The 18874-nt window shown below is 70.7% G+C and carries 18 protein-coding genes; 7 read left to right on the forward strand and 11 right to left on the reverse strand.

Translation table 11 applies throughout. The features are described 5' to 3' along the window. Positions 1-49 precede the first annotated feature (49 nt). Both ABZX02_RS35035 and ABZX02_RS35040 read right to left on the reverse strand, forming a co-directional pair. Positions 50-1207: a hypothetical protein gene (locus ABZX02_RS35035; RefSeq protein WP_355304857.1), complete on the reverse strand. Its 1158-nt coding sequence runs from the start codon at positions 1205-1207 to the stop codon at positions 50-52. A gap of 81 nt (positions 1208-1288) precedes the next feature. After that, positions 1289-1852, reverse strand: coding sequence for a CGNR zinc finger domain-containing protein (locus tag ABZX02_RS35040; RefSeq protein ID WP_355304859.1), 564 nt, complete (start codon positions 1850-1852; stop codon positions 1289-1291). A gap of 81 nt (positions 1853-1933) precedes the next feature. Between ABZX02_RS35040 and ABZX02_RS35045 the strand changes: the two genes are divergently transcribed. Both ABZX02_RS35045 and ABZX02_RS35050 read left to right on the forward strand, forming a co-directional pair. Then, complete coding sequence (locus ABZX02_RS35045) at positions 1934-2368, forward strand: nuclear transport factor 2 family protein (RefSeq protein ID WP_355304861.1); 435 nt, start codon at positions 1934-1936, stop codon at positions 2366-2368. Positions 2369-2370: 2 nt separating this feature from the next. After that, on the forward strand, positions 2371-3051 hold the full coding sequence (locus ABZX02_RS35050) for an MOSC N-terminal beta barrel domain-containing protein (RefSeq protein WP_355304862.1): 681 nt from the start codon (positions 2371-2373) through the stop codon (positions 3049-3051). A 201-nt stretch (positions 3052-3252) separates the two neighbouring features. Here the strand turns inward: ABZX02_RS35050 and icmF are convergent, their stop codons facing one another. After that, positions 3253-6486, reverse strand: a complete 3234-nt coding sequence (gene icmF, locus ABZX02_RS35055; protein ID WP_355304864.1) for a fused isobutyryl-CoA mutase/GTPase IcmF — start codon at positions 6484-6486, stop codon at positions 3253-3255. Positions 6487-6631: 145 nt separating this feature from the next. Here icmF and ABZX02_RS35060 point away from each other — a divergent pair, with 145 nt between their 5' ends. Then, complete coding sequence (locus tag ABZX02_RS35060; protein ID WP_355304866.1) at positions 6632-6883, forward strand: hypothetical protein; 252 nt, start codon at positions 6632-6634, stop codon at positions 6881-6883. 11 nt (positions 6884-6894) lie between these two features. Here the strand turns inward: ABZX02_RS35060 and ABZX02_RS35065 are convergent, their stop codons facing one another. Continuing rightward, positions 6895-8142: a LuxR C-terminal-related transcriptional regulator gene (locus ABZX02_RS35065; protein ID WP_355304868.1), complete on the reverse strand. Its 1248-nt coding sequence runs from the start codon at positions 8140-8142 to the stop codon at positions 6895-6897. Positions 8143-8273: 131 nt separating this feature from the next. Between ABZX02_RS35065 and ABZX02_RS35070 the strand changes: the two genes are divergently transcribed. Beyond that, positions 8274-9176, forward strand: a complete 903-nt coding sequence (locus ABZX02_RS35070) for an NADP-dependent oxidoreductase (RefSeq protein WP_355304870.1) — start codon at positions 8274-8276, stop codon at positions 9174-9176. On the opposite strand, the gene ABZX02_RS35075 is transcribed toward ABZX02_RS35070, so the two are convergent. Further along, positions 9168-10028 carry a polyprenyl synthetase family protein gene (locus ABZX02_RS35075; RefSeq protein ID WP_355304872.1) on the reverse strand — a complete coding sequence of 287 codons (861 nt, stop codon included), beginning with the start codon at positions 10026-10028 and terminating at the stop codon, positions 9168-9170. The two genes, ABZX02_RS35070 and ABZX02_RS35075, sit on opposite strands and share 9 nt — an antisense overlap. Positions 10029-10206: 178 nt before the next feature. Between ABZX02_RS35075 and ABZX02_RS35080 the strand changes: the two genes are divergently transcribed. Continuing rightward, complete coding sequence (locus ABZX02_RS35080; RefSeq protein WP_355304874.1) at positions 10207-11172, forward strand: aldo/keto reductase; 966 nt, start codon at positions 10207-10209, stop codon at positions 11170-11172. Between the two features lie 180 nt (positions 11173-11352). Next, the gene (locus ABZX02_RS35085; RefSeq protein WP_355304876.1) at positions 11353-11751 is read left to right on the forward strand and encodes a TOBE domain-containing protein; all 399 of its coding nucleotides are present in this window, start codon (positions 11353-11355) and stop codon (positions 11749-11751) included. 4 nt (positions 11752-11755) lie between these two features. Here the strand turns inward: ABZX02_RS35085 and ABZX02_RS35090 are convergent, their stop codons facing one another. From ABZX02_RS35090 to ABZX02_RS35115, 6 genes are all read right to left on the reverse strand, one after another. Next, positions 11756-12946 carry an acyl-CoA dehydrogenase family protein gene (locus ABZX02_RS35090; protein ID WP_355304878.1) on the reverse strand — a complete coding sequence of 397 codons (1191 nt, stop codon included), beginning with the start codon at positions 12944-12946 and terminating at the stop codon, positions 11756-11758. A gap of 1 nt (position 12947) precedes the next feature. Next, a complete protein-coding gene (locus tag ABZX02_RS35095; RefSeq protein ID WP_355304880.1) occupies positions 12948-13778 on the reverse strand; it encodes a 3-hydroxyacyl-CoA dehydrogenase NAD-binding domain-containing protein in 831 nt (276 codons plus the stop codon). Beyond that, positions 13775-14512, reverse strand: a complete 738-nt coding sequence (locus tag ABZX02_RS35100; RefSeq protein ID WP_355304882.1) for an acetoacetate decarboxylase — start codon at positions 14510-14512, stop codon at positions 13775-13777. Before ABZX02_RS35100 ends, ABZX02_RS35095 begins: the two co-directional genes overlap by 4 nt. Continuing rightward, positions 14497-15240 carry a crotonase/enoyl-CoA hydratase family protein gene (locus tag ABZX02_RS35105; protein ID WP_355304884.1) on the reverse strand — a complete coding sequence of 248 codons (744 nt, stop codon included), beginning with the start codon at positions 15238-15240 and terminating at the stop codon, positions 14497-14499. The genes ABZX02_RS35100 and ABZX02_RS35105 overlap by 16 nt, the downstream gene beginning before the upstream one ends. Beyond that, positions 15237-16385: a CoA transferase gene (locus ABZX02_RS35110; protein WP_355304886.1), complete on the reverse strand. Its 1149-nt coding sequence runs from the start codon at positions 16383-16385 to the stop codon at positions 15237-15239. Before ABZX02_RS35110 ends, ABZX02_RS35105 begins: the two co-directional genes overlap by 4 nt. 115 nt (positions 16386-16500) lie before the next feature. Then, positions 16501-17409: a LysR family transcriptional regulator gene (locus ABZX02_RS35115; protein WP_355304888.1), complete on the reverse strand. Its 909-nt coding sequence runs from the start codon at positions 17407-17409 to the stop codon at positions 16501-16503. 162 nt (positions 17410-17571) lie between these two features. On the opposite strand from ABZX02_RS35115, the gene ABZX02_RS35120 reads away from it, so the two are divergent. Continuing rightward, on the forward strand, positions 17572-18810 hold the full coding sequence (locus ABZX02_RS35120) for an FAD-binding oxidoreductase (RefSeq protein WP_355304890.1): 1239 nt from the start codon (positions 17572-17574) through the stop codon (positions 18808-18810). Positions 18811-18874: the final 64 nt, after the last annotated feature.

Raw genomic sequence — 18874 nt, forward strand, 5'->3', positions numbered from 1 at the left:
GACTCGCGGCGCGGGACGGGCACGGCACCAACCGTCCACACGGGACCCGCTAGCGCGCGAGGACCGCCTTCCAGAGCAGCCGCGCCAGTTCCGGGTGGCAGATGTCGTTGTGCGCGCCCGCGATCCCGTCGATCCGGCGGATCACCGACGTGCAGTCGACGTTGTGCACCTGCCCGCGCGAGAGCTCGCCCGGTGCGCCGATCTTGTGCCCGTGCGCGTAGGTGCCCTGGACGCCGTGCGAGCCGATGCCGCCGTACTTGGGGTACGAGTCGAGGTCGACCTGCCGGCCCGACCGCGCGGCCAGCGGGTAGAACCGGCCGATCGCGTAGTCGTTCGACGACGTGGTGACGATGATCGGGCCGGGCACGCGGGCCAGCACGCCGCGGAAGTAGCCGTAGCCGGGTTCGCCGGGGAGCCGTTCCGCGAACGACCACAGCGACATGGCGCCCTGCACCAGGGTCAGCGTCGCGGCCGGCACCACGTTCGCCATCGCGGTGGCGGTGATGCAGCCGAAGCTGTGGCCCATCAGGTGGATGCGGGCGTGCGGGGCGGCCTGGGCGACGTCGCGGGCGATCCGCGCCGCGCCGCTCTCGCCGAAGACCTTGGCGCGCCGCTTCATCTTCCAGAACGTCAGGATCCGCAACGGCGAGAGGATCCCGCCGAGCGCCGGGTCCTCGAGGCACGCCCGGTAGAGCTGCTCGGGGTCGAACGCCATGCCGTCCTCGCCCGGCAGGTCCGGGACCGAGCGCTCCAGGTAGTCGTAGGCCTGTTTGACGGCGGGCGACATCCGGCACGGGTGCTGCCGCGCGGCCTGGACGATCGTGCGCACGGCGGCCGTGCGCGCGGCACCTCCGCCGAGCCGGTTCGCCTGGGCCTTGATGAACTCGTCCGACCGCACGTCCTCGTCGCCCCAGGCCTTCGAGGGCCAGTGGAGACCGACGAGCAGGGACTTGAAGCCGCCCGGAAGCCGGTGTGCCGCTTCACGTTCGGCCCGGCAGCCGGCCATCGTCGCGACCCACTGCCCGTACTGCTCACGGGCGGCCGGCACGTCGCCGTTCCACCCGTGGATGAAGAAGAAGACGTCGGTGACGCCTTGGCGGGCGTCGTACAGCACGTCCGCGCTGTCGCGCCCCCGCTCGTTGCCGGTCTCGTCGAAGCAGACGAGGTGATAGCTGATGTCGTGACCTGGCACGGATTCTCGGGACATCGCGGATCACCACCACACAAAACGCGCCCAACTGTTGTCCGTTTAATCGGAACCGGCGCGGCTCATGTTTACCCCCGCTGATCAGGAAAACCCGTTCGGACCAGGGGATTCACCCCGATTGCGCCGGTAGTGGCGGGCGGCGCGGACCCGGTTGCCGCACGACGGCGAGCACCATTCGCGGCGCGGGTGGTCCTTCACGAAGTACAGCACGCAGCCCGGTGCGTGACAGGCGCGCAGCAGCACGCGGTTCTCGCCGGTGAACAGCTCCACGGCCTCCGCGGCGATCGCGGCACGTTCCCGATCCGCGAGAGAGCCCTCGCTTTCGTTGTGCCGCAACAACTCGCCGTCCCGCACGGTCAGCTGCGGCCACTGCCGGGCGCTGCGCGCCGCACGGTTGACCTCGGCCACGGCCCGGTCGAGGTCGCGATCCCGCGCGATCTCCCGCGTGTCGCCGGTGAGCACGGCCGCCAGGTCCCGCAACGCCTGCCGCAGGGCCAGGAACGCGTCGAGGTCGGCCTCGTCCGCCGGCACGCCCAGGAACTCGCGGAGCCCACCGACAGTCGTCAGGTCGTCGTGCAGGCGCGACCGATTGGCCCAGATGGTGTTCATCAGGAGGACCGGGCGGGGCTCGTCGGGCGTCAGCACGACTAACGGTAACACATGCTTGCATCCGTTAGACACTCGTTCTAACGTTTGGTGGGCCACCCAACCGTTGGAAGGACCGCAGTGACACTCGCACCCCCGTTCACGACCGAGACCGCCCGGCTCAAGGTGCAGGCGGCCCAGGACGCCTGGAACTCCCGGGACCCGGTGCGCGTCGCGGGCGCATACACGCCGGACTCGGTGTGGCGCAACAGGTCCGAGTTCGTCCGCGGCACGGACGAGATCGTCGCGTTCCTGACGAGGAAGTGGGAGCGCGAGCACGAGTACGTGCTGCGCAAGTCGTTGTGGGCGTTCGGCGACGACCGCATCGCCGTGCGCTTCCAGTACGAGTGGCACGACGACGAGGGCCAGTGGTGGCGCAGCTACGGCAACGAGAACTGGGAGTTCGCGCCGTCCGGCCTGATGTCGCGGCGCGAGGCGAGCATCAACGACGTGCGGATCACCGAGGCCGAGCGCCGGATCGACCCCGCGTCCACCTACGAGATCCCGCAGGAGTGATCGTGCACGTCGAGGCGTTGTGGCGGTACCCGGTGAAGTCGCTGGGCGGCGAGCCGCTCGAGGAGGCGACCTTCACGTCCGATGGCGTGCAGGGCGACCGGCTGGTGCACGTGCAGGGGCCGCGCGGGGTGCTGACCGGGCGGACGCGGTACGGGCTGCTGACGATCCCCGCGTCCACCGGACCTGCCGGGCCGCTGGTGGACGGACACCCGTGGGACAGCTGGCAGGCGCACGAGAAGGTGCTGCCGTTCGGCGGGCGGCTGACGCGGTACGACGGACCGGAGCGGTTCGACGTGCTGAACGTCCTCGTGGCGACGGACGGGCAGGTGGAGGCCGCGGGGGTGGACGTGCGGCGGCTGCGGCCGAACATCCTGATCGGCGGGGTGGCGGCCGGGGAGGAGGAGTCCTGGCCGGGGCACGCGCTGGTGGTCGGGGACGTGGTGATCGGGATGTACCAGCAGCGGGCCCGGTGCGTGGTGACGACGATCGATCCCGACAGCGGGGCGCAGGACCTGGACGTGCACCGGCGGATCCGGCGGGAGTTCGGCGGGGTGCTGTGCCTCGACAGCTGGGTGGTCCGGTCGGGGGTGGTGCGCGTGGGTGATCCGGTCGAGGTGGTGCCGACCGACGAGCTGCCCGACCGCGTCGGCGGGTGGATCGTCGGCCGGCCCTACGCGGTCTAGAAGTGGATGTCCTCGGTGTGCACCCAGCCGACCAGGTTCCGGTTGGCGTTGTTGTGGTCGAGGATCACGATGCGCACTTCGGCAGCCCCGCTGCCGACGTCCACAAGCGTGCCGGAATCACACGACGCATGTCAATTAAGGTTAAACACCATTGGCCGCCCATCAACAGAGGTTGGTGGGCGGCCAATGGTGTTGCGCGGCCTAGATGTTGCGGCGGTACTGCCCGCCCACCTCGAAGAACGCCTCCGTGATCTGCCCCAGCGTGCACACACGGGCCGCGTCCATCAGCACCGCGAACACGTTCTCGTTCGTCTGCGCCACCTCCCGCAGCCGCGCGAGCGCCTTCTGCGCCTCGTCGCGGTGCGCCGCCTGGTACGCACGGGTGCGCTCGACCTGCGACTCCTTCTCCTCCTCGGTGGCGCGCGCGAGCTCGATCTTCACGACCTCGCGCGTGCCGTCCTCGGGCAGGAAGGTGTTGACGCCGACCAGCGGCAGCGAGCCGTCGTGCTTGCGCTGTTCGTAGAGCATCGACTCGTCCTGGATGCGGCCGCGCTGGTAGCCGGTCTCCATCGCGCCGAGCACGCCGCCGCGTTCGGAGATGCGGTCGAACTCCATCAGGACGGCCTCTTCGACGAGGTCGGTCAGCTCGTCGACGACGAACGAGCCCTGCAGCGGGTTCTCGTTGGCGGAGAGGCCCCACTCCTTGTTGATGATCATCTGGATGGCCATCGCGCGGCGGACGGACGACTCCGTCGGGGTGGTGATCGCCTCGTCGTAGGCGTTGGTGTGCAACGAGTTGCAGTTGTCGTACAGGGCGCACAACGCCTGCAACGTGGTGCGGATGTCGTTGAAGTCCATCTCCTGCGCGTGCAGCGAACGGCCCGAGGTCTGCACGTGGTACTTGAACTTCTGCGAACGCTCTGCGGCGCCATAGCGGTCGCGCATGGCCACGGCCCAGATGCGGCGGGCGACCCGGCCGATGACGCTGTACTCGGCGTCCATGCCGTTGGAGAAGAAGAACGACAGGTTCGGCGCGAAGTCGTCGATGTTCATGCCGCGCGCCAGGTACGACTCGACGTAGGTGAAGCCGTTGGCGAGCGTGAAGGCGAGCTGGCTGATGGGGTTCGCGCCGGCCTCGGCGATGTGGTAGCCCGAGATCGACACCGAGTAGAAGTTCCGCACCTGCTGCTGGATGAACCACTCCTGGATGTCCGCCATCATGCGCAGCGAGAACTCCGTGGAGAAGATGCAGGTGTTCTGGCCCTGGTCCTCCTTGAGGATGTCGGCCTGCACGGTGCCGCGGACGTTGGCCAGCGCGAAGGCGCGCAGCTTCGCGTACTCCTCGGCGGACGGCTCGCGGCCCTCGTCGGCGTGGAACCGGTCCACCTGCTGGTCGATCACGGTGTTGAGGAAGTACGCGAGGATCGTCGGCGCCGGGCCGTTGATCGTCATCGACACGGAGGTCGTCGGCGCCACGAGGTCGAAGCCGTCGTAGAGCGCCTTCATGTCGTCGAGCGAGGCGATCGAGACGCCGGACGTGCCGATCTTGCCGTAGACGTCCGGCGGGGTGTCGGGGTCGCGGCCGTAGAGCGTCACCGAGTCGAACGCCGTCGACAGACGCGTGGCCGGGTTGCCCTTCGACAGGTACTTGAAGCGGCGGTTCGTGCGGAACGCGTCGCCCTCGCCCGCGAACATGCGCGCCGGGTCCTCGCCCTCGCGCTTGAACGGGAAGACGCCCGCGGTGAACGGGAAGAAGCCCGGCAGGTTCTCCTTGCGCAGGAACCGTAGCAGCGAGCCCTCGTCGTCGTAGCGCGGCAGGCTGACGCGGCGGACCTTGTTGCCGGACAACGTCTCCCGCGTCAGCCGGGTGTGGATCTCCTTGTCCCGCACCTTGAACACGAGCTCGTCACCGGAGTACTGCTCGACGGTCGCGGGCCACGTGGCGAGCAGGTCGGCGGCGTCGCGGTCGACCTTGCGCTCGGCGTCGGACACGAGCTCCGCGATGTCCGCGACGCCCTTGCCCGCGGCCTCCAGCGCCTTCTGCGCGCCCGACAGCTGCGTGTGCGTGCGGATCGCGGCGACCTGCTCGTCGGTCTTGCGGTGGTAGCCGCGCACGGTGTCGGAGATGTCGCTGAGGTAGCGGGCGCGTGAGGCCGGCACGACCGTGGACGCCGACGTCGACGTCTTGCCGTCGACCGTCGCGAGAGAGCCTTCCTCCACGGCGAGACCGTGTTCCACCAGGCCGTCGCGCAGGAACTGGTACAGCGCCGTCACGCCGTCGTCGTTGAACGTCGCGGCGGACGTGCCGTAGACCGGCATGTCCTCCCACTTGGCGCCGAACGCCTCGCGGTTGCGCACCATCTGCCGTGCGACGTCCCGGCGCGCGTCCTCGGCACCGCGCCGTTCGAACTTGTTGATCGCCACGGCGTCGGCGTAGTCGAGCATGTCGATCTTCTCGAGCTGAGACGCGGCACCGAACTCGGGCGTCATCACGTACAGCGAGAAGTCGACGAACGGCACGATGGCCGCGTCTCCCTGACCGATACCGGGCGTCTCGACGATGACCAGGTCCGCGCCCGACGCCTTGCACGCGACGATGGCCTGCTCCAGGCCGTCCGGGATCTCACTGCCCGCACGGCGCGTGGCCAGCGAACGGAAGAACACGCGGTCGCCGTCGAGGCAGTTCATGCGGATGCGGTCGCCGAGGAGCGCGCCACCACCGCGACGGCGCGTCGGGTCGACGGCGAGCACGGCGATGCGCAGCTTGTCCTGCTGGTCGAGCCGGAAGCGGCGCACCAGCTCGTCGGTGAGCGAGGACTTGCCCGAGCCGCCCGTGCCCGTGATGCCCAGCACCGGCACCCTGCGGGTGGTCTCCAGCGGCTCGGCGGCGCCGGCCTCGATGTGCGTGATCGCGCGCGCCAGGGCCTCGTCAGCCCCCGTCAGCAGCGCGTCGTGGCTGAACGGCGCCGTGAGCGCGTGGTCGCACTCCTCGATCATCAGGTTGATCATCCGCGCCAGGCCGAGCGTCTGCCCGTCCTGCGGCGAGAAGATCCGCGCGACGCCGCGCGAGTGCAGCAGCTCGATCTCCTCGGGGACGATGACGCCGCCACCGCCGCCGTAGACGCGGATGTGCCCGGCGCCGCGCTCGTTCAGCAGCTCGACCAGGTACGAGAAGTACTCGACGTGCCCGCCCTGGTACGCGCTGATCGCGATGCCCTGGGCGTCCTCCTGGATCGCCGCGTTCACGACCTCCGCGACCGACCGGTTGTGACCGAGGTGGATGACCTCCGCCCCCTGCGACTGCAGGATGCGCCGCATGATGTTGATGGCCGCGTCGTGGCCGTCGAAGAGGCTGGACGCGGTCACGAAGCGCACCGGGTTCACCGGCTTGTGCAACGCGGGCGCGGGAGAGGTCCCGGAAGACGACGTCGTCATGAGAATAGTTTGACTTCCTACTATTGGACGTGCAACCAGGCGTGGTCCAGGTCTCTGTATCGAGCAGGAAGCGACATGGTCGCGCCCGCGGCCACAGGTTCGCTCGCGGAGCGCTCAGCGCAGGTAGCGTGCTCGCATGGCCTAGGTGGACGACTACCTCGCGGGGCTCGACGAGCCGGCCCGTGCGGCGTTCGAACGAATCCGCAGCGTGGCGGCAGGACTCGCTCCGGACGCCGAGCAGGGCCTGAGCCACGGGTTGGCGGCGCTGCGGCTGCGCGGCAAGCCGCTGCCGGGGTTCAAGGCCGCGAAAGATCACCTGGCCGTGTTCCCGTTCAGCCCGGCGGCGGTGGACGTGGTGCGGGACCTGGTGCGGCAGCGGATGGGTGAGATCGGGTAGCCGACCTTGCTCTAGCGCGTCGCGCCCCACTCGTGCGCAAGCGCCGCGGCTTCTCCGCGCGACCCCACCCCCAGCTTCTCCAGGATCTTCGCCACGTGGAACTTCACCGTGGACTCGCTGATGTGCAGCTCCCCCGCGATGTCCCGGTTGCGCCGGCCCCGCGCCAGGCCGCCCAGCACCTCGAGCTCGCGCGTGCCGAGCACGGTCAGCGGGTCCTCGCGCGGTGTCTCCGGCGGGCCCAGCGGCACCTGGATCGTCACGGTCGAGCCCCAGCCCGGCACCGCGTCCACCTCGACCTCGCCGCCGAGCGGGCCGAGGCGTTCCGGCACCCGGCGCAGGTCGAGGCTGCCGCACGACAACGTGCCAGGGCCGTCGTCGCGAACCGTCGCGCGCAGGACGGCACCGGTGATCTTCCAGCCGATGTGGACCCTGCCGACGCCGCCCTGGTCGTCGAGCATCGCGTGCACGGTCGAGCGGACCACGGCGGCGGCCGTCGAGGCGACCTCGGTCGGCACGATGCGGTCGGCACCCTCCTCCGCGCCCGGTGTGCCCAGGTCGAGGCGCACGTCCCGGCCGCGCAGGACGCGGCGCAGCGAGTCGGCGAGGCGTTCGAAGGCCTCGCCCGCGCGTTCCTCGGTCAGGGCCCGGTCCAGGTCGGCGCGGGAGCGGAGCTCGACCAGCGCGGTGACGGCCAGGTCCACCGCGCGGGAGCGGGCCGCGGCGTCCGTGACGTCGTGGTCGCGCAGCACGGACAGCAGTGCGGTGAGCGCGGCGCCATAGGCGTCGCCGAGGTCGGAGATCGCCACGGCGCGAGCCGCCGCCGCTGCGCGCGACACGGCGAGAGTGGCGGGCACGGCCTCGTTGCGCAGGCCTTCCATGTGCGCGGTGACGACATCCCACAGGGCATTCGCGGAAGTTAGAACCTCTAACGGGACGGGGGTGTCGTCGGCGCGCAGCAGGACGAGCATCGCGCTCGGCTCGGACACGGCGCTGACCAGGACGACCACCGGGACCTCGGCCCCGCCCAGGACCGCACGGCCCTGCCAGGTGCCCTGGGCGGGCACGGCCGAGCGGAGCGCGGCCAGGTCGGAGATCCTGACCGGCGGCGACTCGCCGCGGAACTTGAACGGCGCGAACGAGCAGTTGGACAGCTCGGCGATCGCCTGGTGCGGGATGCCGTCGGCGAGGGCGGCGGACAGGTGCAGCAACGTCTCGCTCAGCGGCGCCTGGATCACGCCGGCCGCCTTCTGCAGGTCCATGAACCGAGCGTAGACCGCCTAAACGGGTGACCGACTGGCCTTTCGGCCAGTGGGAACTAGCCGAAGTGAGGGGCACCCACACGCCGACCGTCGCTAGAGTTGACATGTCAACCAAACGACGGGAGCCAGAGATGAAGGCGATCACTTACACCGAGTTCGGCGGGTCGGACGTGCTGCGTCTGACCGAGGTCGAGGAGCCGCACGCGGGTCCGGGCCAGGTGCGGTTGAAAGTCGTCGCGGCGGCGGTCAACCCGCTGGACCACAAGATCCGCAACGGCTGGATGCCGCAGATGGCGCCACCGTTCCCGATCACGCCCGGCGCGGAGGTGGCGGGCATCGTCGACGAGGTCGGCGAGGGCGTCACCGGCGTCGCGGTCGGCGACCAGGTCCTCGGCTGGACCGGCGCGGGCTACGCCGAGTACGCGGTCTCGGGCGACTTCGCGCTCAAGCCCGCCGACCTCGACTGGGACACGGCCGCGGCCCTCCCCGTCGCCGTCGAGACCTCGGTCCGCGTGCTCGACGAGCTGAAGGTCGGCGAGGGCGACACGGTGCTGATCCACGGTGCGTCGGGGGTCGTCGGCGCCGTCGGCGTCCAGCTCGCGGTGGCCCGCGGCGCCACGGTCGTCGGCACCGCCTCCCCCGCCAACCACGACTACGTGCGGTCGCTCGGCGCCGTTCCGGTCGCGTACGGCGAGGGGCTCGCCGACCGGGTCCGCGCCGTCGCGCCGCAGGGCGTCGACGCCGTGTTCGACGCGGCGGGACAGGGCGACCTGCCGGTGTCGATCGACCTGCGCGGTGGCACCGACCGGATCGTCACCATCGCCGACCCGGCGGCCGGCGGCCTGGGCGTCACGTTCTCCGGGGGCGGCGCGCCGTTCGGCTCGCGGCTCGGCGAGTACGCCCGGCTCGCGGTCGAGGGCAGGCTCACGGTGCGCATCGCGCGGAGCCTGCCGCTGGCCGAGGCCGCGCAGGCGCAGGACCTCGTCGCGACCGGGCACGTCGCGGGCAAGGTCGTGCTGCGGCCGTCAGAGTGACGGTTCCGCCACCGCCTGGGTGGGCACGGCCGGCGCGCACCGGCCGGTCGTGACCTCCTCGGCGAGGGCGGACAGCTCCTCCGCCGCCCGCGCCAGCGGACCGCACTGCCGCAGGTGGTTCCCGGCGCGGGCGAGCAGCAGCTCGGCCTGCTGCGCGCACCACCTCCGCCCGCCGTCGACGGTGATCCCGGCCGCCGACGCCGCGGCCACCGGCAGCGTGCGGCGGTCACCGGACGGGGACAGGACGTCGTCCACGTGCTTGCGCGCGAGGCCCACGTCGTCGCCGAACTGCCGCAGGTGCGCGGCCTGGCTCGCGCTCGCCCCGGCGGCCAGCGCGCCGAGCTCGCACGCCGCCGCGGGCAGCGAGCTGTGCTTGGCCGCCGCCACGCCCAGGTGCTCGGACAGGTCCACGTCGTCGCGCTCGTCCATCTCGATCTCCTGGACGTAACCGTCCACAACGGACATCAGCGCGATGTTGAGGATCGTCGTCTGCGACCGGGAGAGCCGGGCGACGGCCAGCGACAGCAGGGCGTCGGCCGCCGAGACGACCCGGTCGGACCCGAACACCTCCCACGCGCCCGCGCGCAGCATCAGGTCCGCGTGCAGGCGTTCGTGCAGCTGCGCGAGCTCCAGCGCCGCGGCGAGCTCCGTCACGTCCGCCGCGCCGAACGCCTCCGCGGACAGCAGCACGAGCGCGGCCGTCGAGAAGTCCTGCCGCGCCAGCCCGTGCTCGACCACCTCGCGCGTCTCGTCCGGCAGCTCCGCCAACGCGGCCCGCAGCACCGTCGCGACCGCGGCGCGAGTGCGCTCCAGCACGTGCCGCTGCGGCGCGGCCACGTCGATGCTCGTCATGCGCTGTCCTCTCAGAACCCGGGAAAACGACGCTAAACCCGCTGATCGGACAATCACGGCCGATAGCCACCGAAGTGTCGAACAGAGGCACGATCCGGGGAGCCGCACTAGGTTCGGAGGTGAACGGGGTGTCGTCACGTCACCCGACCGTGATCGTCCTTTCCCTGAGGGGCTGACAGTGCGCTACACGAAGCTGGCCGGTATGGACGTGTCCGAGCTGTGCCTCGGCATGATGAGCTACGGAGATCCTCAGCGGGGTGGCCACCCGTGGTCGTTGCGGGAAGAGGACGCGCGGCCGTTCGTCAAGGCCGCACTCGACGCCGGCATCAACTTCTTCGACACCGCGAACGTGTACTCGGCCGGCTCCTCGGAGGAGATCACGGGCCGTGCGCTGCACGACTTCGCCCGGCGCGAGGAGATCGTGCTCGCCACCAAGGTCTACAACCGCATGCACGAGGGCCCCAACGGTTCCGGGCTCTCCCGCAAGTCGATCCTGGCCGAGATCGACAACTCGCTGCGCCGGCTCGGCACGGACTACGTGGACCTGTACCAGATCCACCGCTTCGACGGCACCGTCCCGCTGGAGGAGACGCTTGAGGCGCTGCACGACGTCGTGAAGTCCGGAAAGGCGCGCTACATCGGTGCGTCGTCCATGTACGCGTGGCAGTTCGCCAAGGCGTTGTTCACGCAACAGCAGAACGGCTGGACGAAGTTCGTGTCGATGCAGAACCACTACAACCTCCTCTACCGCGAGGAGGAGCGCGAGATGCTGCCGTTCTGCGCGGACCAGGACATCGCCGTGATCCCGTGGAGCCCGCTCGCCCGCGGCCGTCTGGTCCGCGACTGGGACGAGACGACCGCGCGCACCGAGACCGACGAGTTCGGAGCCACCCTGTACGTGGAGTCGGACCGCGCGATCGTCGAGCAGGTCGCCGCCGTCGCCTCCGCCCGCGGCGTGTCACGGGCCCAGGTCGCGCTGGCCTGGCTGCGGCGCAACCCGGTGGTGACGGCGCCGATCGTCGGCGTCACGAAGCCCGCGCAGCTCGACGACGCGGTGGCGGCGCTGGACTTCGAGCTCACCGACGACGAGGTGGCGCGGCTGGAGGCGGACTACCGGCCGCACCGGATCGCGGGCCATTCCTGACGGCACGAGCGGGCGGGCCGGAGCACCACCCGGCCTGCTCCGCGGCGTCCTCCCGGCGGGGCGGAGGAGCACCCTGCCCGCCGCGCGGTGTCCTTCGAGCGGTGCACACCCTCGAACGAAGCCGGAACACCGGCCCACGGCGGTTGGTGCCTCCGCAGGAGCGGACCTACACTCGCGTCCGTGCCGAACTTGCGGATCAGCGAGGCCGCCGCGCTGCTCGGGGTCAGTGACGACACCCTGCGCCGGTGGATCGACCAGGGCCGCCTCGCGTCGGTCGTCCTCGACAGCGGGCGCAAGGGCGTCAGCGGCACGGAGCTCGCCGCGTTCGCGCAGCAGATGGGCGACGTGGCCGAGCCCGGCACGACCGTCGCCGCCTCGGCGCGCAACCGCATGAAGGGCATCGTCACGCGCGTGGTCAAGGACGGCGTGATGGCCCAGGTCGACATGCAGGCCGGGCCCTTCCGCGTCACGTCCCTGATGAGTCGTGAGTCCGCGGACGAGCTCGGCCTGGAGGTCGGCAGCGTCGCCGTGGCCTCGATCAAGTCGACGCACGTGGTCGTCGAGATCCCCGAGGCCTGACCGTCTAGACGAAGGCGCTCTCGCCGGTGATGGCCTTGCCGACGATCAGCGTGTTCATCTCGCGCGTGCCCTCGAACGAGTAGATCGCCTCGGCGTCGGCGAAGAAGCGGGCCACGTCGTGGCCGAGCACGATGCCGTTGCCGCCGAAGATCTCCCGCGCCCAGGCCACAACCTCGCGCATGCGGGAGGTCACGAACGCCTTCGCGAGCGACGAGTGCTCGTCCCGGAAGATGCCCGCGTCCTGCAGCTTCGCGAGCTGCACGAGCATGCCCCAGGACGCGGTGATGTTGCCGAGCGCCTGCACCAGCTTGTCCTGCACCATCTGGAACCGCGCAATGGGGCGGCCGAACTGCTCGCGCTCCTTCGCGTAGGCGAGGGCGAGCTCGTAGGCGGCGACCATCACGCCCAGTGCCTGCCAGGCGACGCCGCCGCGGGTGGCGCGCAGGATCTCCGCCACGTCGCGGAACGAGTTGATGTTCTGCAGCCGGTTCGCCTCGGGCACGCGGACGTCGGTGAGGGTGATCTCGGCGTTCTCGACGATCCGGAACGCGATCTTGCCCTCGATCTTCTCGGCGACGAAGCCGGGCGTGCCCTTCTCCACGACGAAACCCTTGACCTGGTCGTCGTCGAGGTCGCGGGCCCACACGACGACGTAGTCGGCGAAGGTGGCGTTGCCGATCCACTTCTTGGCGCCGTTGAGCACCCACGTGTCGCCGTCGCGCTGTGCCGTGGTGCGCATGCCGCCGGCGACATCGGAGCCGCCGAGCGGTTCGGTCATCGCGAACGCGCCGATCTTGTCCATCGCGGCCATGGCGGGCAGCCAGCGGTCGCGCTGCTCCTGCGAGCCGCCCGAGTAGATCGAGTACATCGCGAGTCCGTTGTGGACACCGAAGAACGTGGCGACGGACGCGTCGGTGCGGGTCATCTCCATCGCGAGCATGCCGGTGAGCAGGTTGCTGACGGCGGCGGGGTGCTCGCCGTAGCCCTCGTAGGACAACGCGGTGAGGCCGGCGCCGCGGAACTTGCCGATCAGCTCGTGCGGGAACTCGCCCTTGGCCCAGTACTCGTTGACCATCGGCTTGATCTCGGTGGTCATGAACTCGCGGGCGCCGAGCAGGATCTTGCGCTCCTCGTCGCCCAGCAGCGCCTCGTAGTTGTAGAAGTCGGCGGTCAGCTGGTCTTCCAGGCGTTCCATGTCAGTCCTCCTCCAGTGCCGTCAGGACGGCGAGTTGCTTGCGGTCGCGCGTCTCGGCGAGCGCCGAGTACGTGGAGGAGCCGTAAGCGTCTTCCACGGCCTTGATCAGCCGCTCCGGGTCGTGCGACGGGGTGCCGAGCTCCAGGCCCCGCATGGACTTGCCGATGTGCTCCGCGAGGTGCCGGTAGCCGCCGGGGCCGCCACCGAGGTGGGCTCCGAGGAACGGCCCGACGGTCGCCCAGCGCAGGCCGAGCGAGTGCGTGACGACGGTGTCGAGGTCGGCGGGCGTGACGACGCCCTGCTCGACCAGGTAGGCGGCTTCGCGCGAGAGCGCGGCCTGCAGGCGGTTGCCGACGAAGCCGGGGATCTCCTTGCGCTCCACGACCGGCGTGCGGCCGACCGAGCGGTAGAACTCGACGGCCCTGGTCACGGACTCCTCGCTCGTCTGCTCCCCCGGCACGACCTCGACCAGCGGGATCACGTGCGGTGGGTTGAACGGGTGTCCGATGAGGACGCGCGAGCCGTCGATGCCCTCGGTGAACGCGGTCGACGGGATCGCGGACGACGAGCTGAGCAGCAGGGCGTGCTCCGGCGCCTCTCGCACCAGCTCGGCGAACAGGGTCTTCTTGAACGCCAGGTCCTCCGGGCCGTTCTCCTGCACGAAGTCCGCGTCCCGCACGGCTTCCGCGACGCTCGGCGCGATCTCCGCGCCGGCCGGGACGACCAGGTCGGGACGGGGATCCACCACGCGCACGGTCATCCCGTGCTCGGCGAACAGGCGGGCCCACGAAAGTCCGATGACACCCGCACCGATGACCGCGACGGTCGTCATGACGCCTCCAAGTAGTTGTGAACCGGCTTGGCGGGAGCGAGCGTCAGGTCGGTGATGACGTGGCTGGCGGAGAGGACCTCCAGCACGGGGAGGTCGGCGAGGGGCGCGAGGACGTGCTGGAACAGCTGCAGGCGCGCCGGGCCGGTGTACGCGGCCTTGACCACGACGTCGGTGATCTCCGTGCGCACGAGCTCCTGCACCCGCAACGATCCGTCATAGTGAGGGATCGTCTTCAGCATGAAGGTTGGAACCGTGATCTCCGCCTCAGCCTGACGGGTGTCCAGTTCGTACTGCTTGTACCCCATCGTGGCCGTGGCCACCCGCACGGTGCCGTAGTCGAGCGTGCCGACCAGGGCGCCGTTGTCGGCGTAGAGCCTCGGTGAGCCCATGACCTTCGGGTACGCGCTGACCTCGCGGCCGGACGCGGTGGCGGCGAAGCTGTCGAGGTACATCGCGTGCAGGTACTCGCCGCGTTCGCCGTCGAAGACGACCGGGATCGCCTGGCCCGCCTCGGTGTACGGCCCGTAGCCGGTGACGTCGTTCATCTTCATGACCTCGAACCGGACGAGCGGCTCGTCGAGCTCCAGCGGCACCGGCACGACGGCCCGCAACGCGTCCGGATCGGTCCGGTAGACGATGTTCAGGTACTCGCGGTCGAAGAACCGCGGCCGCACCGCGGGGAACGCGGGAGCGGTGAGGGGTGTGATGCCCAGCATGATCAGCGTCCTGTCCATTGTGGAGCGCGGCGCTCGGCGAACGCGGTCATGCCCTCGCGGACGTCGGCCGTGCTCATCAGGCGGGCGCTTTCGGCGCGTTGTGCGGCCCAGGGGTCCTGCGAGCGCACGACGGCCTTGACGGCGGCGAGTGCCAGCGGGGCGTTCTGGGCGATCTGTTCGGCGAGCTGGAGTGCGATCGCGGCGGTCTCGCCGTTCGGCACGACCCGGTTGGCGATGCCGAGGGTGCCCGCGCGGCGGCCGTCGATCGGCTCACCGGTCAGCAGGATCTCCATGGCGAGGTGGTGCGGGATCCGCTGCGGCAGGCGGACGACACCCCCGGCCGCGGCGATCAGGCCGCGCTTGACCTCGGGCAGTCCGAACCTCGCGTCCTCGGCGGCGACGATCAGGTCGCAGGCCAGGGCCAGTTCGAACCCGCCGCCCAGCGCGAAGCCCTCGACCGCGGCGATCAGCGGCTTGGTCAGCTCGGCCTCGGTGAGACCGCCGAGCCCGCGGTCGCCGACGACCGGCGACTCGCCCTTCAACGCGGCCTTGAGGTCCATGCCCGCGCTGAACGAGCCGCCCGCTCCGGTGAGCACGCCGACGCGCAGGTCCGGCGTGGCTTCCAGCTCGTCGAGCGCGGCGGAGAGCCGCGTCGCGACGGCCGCGTTCACGGCGTTGCGGGCCTCCGGACGGTCGATCGTGATCAGCAGTGCCGAACCGACGCGTTCGGTGCGCACCTCGTTCATGCCAGCTCCTTCAGGACTTCGGCGGTGTCGGCGCCGGGCAGCGGGGCCAGGCGGCGGACGGTGGCGGGCGTGGCGGAGAACCGGACGGGGATGCCGATCGACCGGATCGCGCCCTCGCTCGGGTGGTGCACGACGTCGAGCAGGTGACCGTCGCGGACGTACGGGTCCTCGTGCGCCTTGTCCAGCTCCAGCACCGGCCCGAACGGGATGCTGTGCTTCGCGCACACCTCCGCCCATTCCTCAGCGGACAGAGCTGGCGCGCACTCGTCGACCAGGCCCATCAGGTCGTCGCTGTCGCCGGGGTCGATCCGCTCGCCGGCCACGCGCGGGTCCTCGACCAGGTCGGGCCTTCCCGCAGCGGCGAAGAAGTCGCGGAAGTTCTGCGGGTTGTAGGGGACGACGCACGCGAGGCCGTCCTTGGTGTGCACGGCGTGGTGGCCCCTGGCCATCGAGAGGGTGAAGCCCGTCGGCCCCTCCTGCGGCACGAACGCGTGGCCCGCCAGGTGTTCGACGAGGTTGAACGCGATCATCGTGTCGGCCATGGGGATCTCGACCCGCTGGCCCTCACCGGTCGAGTTCCGGTGCACCAGCGCGGCGAGCACGCTGTAGGCGATGGTCAGCGACGAGACCTTGTCGCCGAGGATCGTCGGCAGGTAGACGGGCCGGCCGAGCGCCCGGTTCGCGATGTCGACCAGGCCGGACGCACCCTGGATCGTCTCGTCGTAGGCGGCGGTGCCCGCGCGGTCGGAGTCGCCGCGGAAGCCCTGGGCGTGGGCGTAGACCAGACCGGGGTTGCGCGCGGCGACGTCGGCGTGGGTCAGGCCGAGGCGGGCCAGCGCGCCCGGCCGCATGTTGGTGATCAGCACGTCGGCCGTGTCGATCAGCTTGAGCGCGGTCTCGCGGTCGGCCTCGTCCTTCAGGTTCAACGCGACGCTGCGCTTGTTCCGGTTGACGTTGAGGCTCAACGGGGTCATGCCCGGCGTGGTGCGGTAGCGGCCGTTGCGGACGGTGTCCACAGGCGACTCGATCTTGATCACGTCGGCGCCGAGGTCTCCGAGGATCTGGGCCGCGTACGGGCCCATCACCACGGTCGAGAGGTCGATCACGCGCACGCCGTCCAGCGGACCGGCGGTGATGTCCTTCATCGTTCGTCCTTTCGCACCTGATTCGTCTCTGCACCACCGAAGTTAGTGACGACCAACGGAAAAGGGAACGATCATGTCGCGAACAATGGTATGACCACAGCGGTCACACCATTCTCTATTTGATTATCGGTTCCGCGAAGACCTCGCGGGCACTGGTGACGAGCTCGTCGAGGTCGCCGCCCTCGCCCCGGTCGTGGCGCCAGAGCAGCCCGGTGTCGAGCTGCGCGCGGAAGTCCTCGAACGGCAGGACCGCCATGTTCTCCAGCTGGTAGCCGCGCATCGAGCTGTCCTCGTCGAGCATCGAGACGGAGAACCCGAGGCCGCTGGAGACGATCTCCGAGGTGCCCTGGTAGCCGGTGTTGCTCAGCTGGATGCGCTTCGTGATGCCCAGTTCGCGCAATTGCCGGTCGAGCTGCTCGAAATACGCGGGCATGATTTCCTCGGGTGACTTCGCATAGGCCAGATCGGTGAGATCGGCCAGTTTGACCGATTCCCGTCCCGCGAACCGGTCGGCCGGCACGACGGCGCCCAGGCGCTCCGACATGACGTGCAGGGTGTCGAGGGACGCCTCCTGCACGGGCAGCCGCGCCAGCGTGAGCGCGAGCTTGCCGTCCTTGACCGCGGCGACGAGGTCGGAGGTGGTGCCGGGCCAGCGCTTGACCTCGAACCGGTCCGCGACGAGGTCGGCGAGGCGCGTCAGCCGTTCCCGCAGCGCCGGGTGCAGCCCCGCGGGCACGCCGACGAACACCGTGGCGCGGTCCGGGCGCGTGGCCTGGTCGAGGCGCCAGCGGATGGACCCGACGCGGTCGAGGACGTCCCGCGCGATCGGCAGCAGGGCGGCGCCGGCGTCGGTGAGCGCCACGTGGTGGGTGCTGCGGTCGAAGAGCGGGCGGCCCAGCTCGTGCTCCAGGTCCTTGATGCGCCGGCTCAGCGGGGACGCGGCCATGTGCAGTTTCCGGGCGGCCGCCGAGAAGTTCAGCGTTTCGGCGACCGCGACGAAGTACCGGAGGTGCAGCAGTTCCACGTGATCCAGACTAGGCCGTTCGGAGCACCGGCTCGTCGCCGCGGCTGTCGGTGAGCAGCACGTCGAGGCGCCTGGTCAGCGGGACGACGCGGTAGCCCGCCTTGTCACCGGTTCGGGTGGTCCTGGCGCTCGACCGCGCTTCGTCCGCCTATCGTGCGCGGCGTGGTCCCCGAACAGCCCGCCGCCTTCCGCCCGCGCGCGATCGCCGACGTCCTGAGGCCTGCGAGCGCGGACGAGGTCGCCGAGATCGTCCGGTCCGGCAGCCGGCCGCTGCACCCGGTCAGCACCGGCTACAACTGGGGGCTCGGCTCCGCGCTGCCGGTCGTGGACGGCGCCACCGTGCTCGACCTGTCGGGCCTGGACCGCATCCGCACCCTCGACGTCGAACGCGGGTACGCGGTGGTGGAGCCCGGTGTCACGCAGGGCGCGCTCGCGGAGGCGTTGCGGGACACGCCGAGGATCTTCAACCTCACCACGTCCTCCTTGCACACCAGCGTCATCGGCAACGCCCTGGACCGCGGCGTCGGCCTGCACCGTGCCCGCGCCGAGGACCTGGCGGGCCTCGAGGTCGTGCTCGCGGACGGCGGCGTGGAGCGCGCCGGCTGGTGGCCGGACACCTCGTCGGGGTCGGCGCAGGTGTTCACGCAGTCGTCGTTCGCGGTGGTCACCGCCGCGGTCGTGCGGCTGTTGCCCCGGCCGGAGGAGGTGCGGGTGCTGCCGTTCACCTTCGCCGCCGACGACCTCGCCGACGCCGTCGACGCGCTGCGGTCGTGGACCGCGCAGAAGCTGGTCCCGCCGACCACCAGGGTCTACAACCCGGTCGCGGCGCGGACAGGCGAGTACCTCGCGCACGTGTGCCTCAGCGGCTCCGGCGAGGTGGTCGAGGCGCTCGGCTCGGTTCTTCGTGGTGCGGCAAGGAATTCACCGCTCGTCGAAGCGCCGTCGCTGGTGGACGAGGTGGTGCGCGCGCACTACGCCGGCGACGCGGACCCGGCCGACACCTGGTTCGTCCGCCGCACGGGCTGTCCGGCCGGCCGGGTCGACGCCGAGCTCGGGATGCTGATGTTCCTGCCCACGGTGCCGTTCTCCGGTGAGGCGACCGCACTGGCCGCGAAGCTGGTGCGCGACTGCTGCCCGGAGGACCCCGCGGTCACGATCACCGTGCTCGACAGCGACACCGCCGCCCACGTGGTGGCGATCGGCTTCCCGGCGCACGATCCCGCGGCCGTCGCGGAGGCCCGGGAGTCGCTCGACCGGCTGCACCAAACGTTTGCGGCGCAGGGTTTTCTGCCGCACCGGCGCGACGTCGACCGTCCCGCGCAGGCCACCGCGCCGCAGTCGAGGATCGGGCAGGCGCTCGACCCGGACGGGGTGTTCGCGCCGGGCAGGTACTCGGCCTGACGGGGGCCTAGTGGTGTGGCTCGGAACGTTGCCGGGGGAATCCGCGGTCAGACGGGTGCATCGC

The organism is Lentzea sp. NPDC003310 (assembly GCF_040610935.1).
Classification (GTDB): domain Bacteria; phylum Actinomycetota; class Actinomycetes; order Mycobacteriales; family Pseudonocardiaceae; genus Lentzea.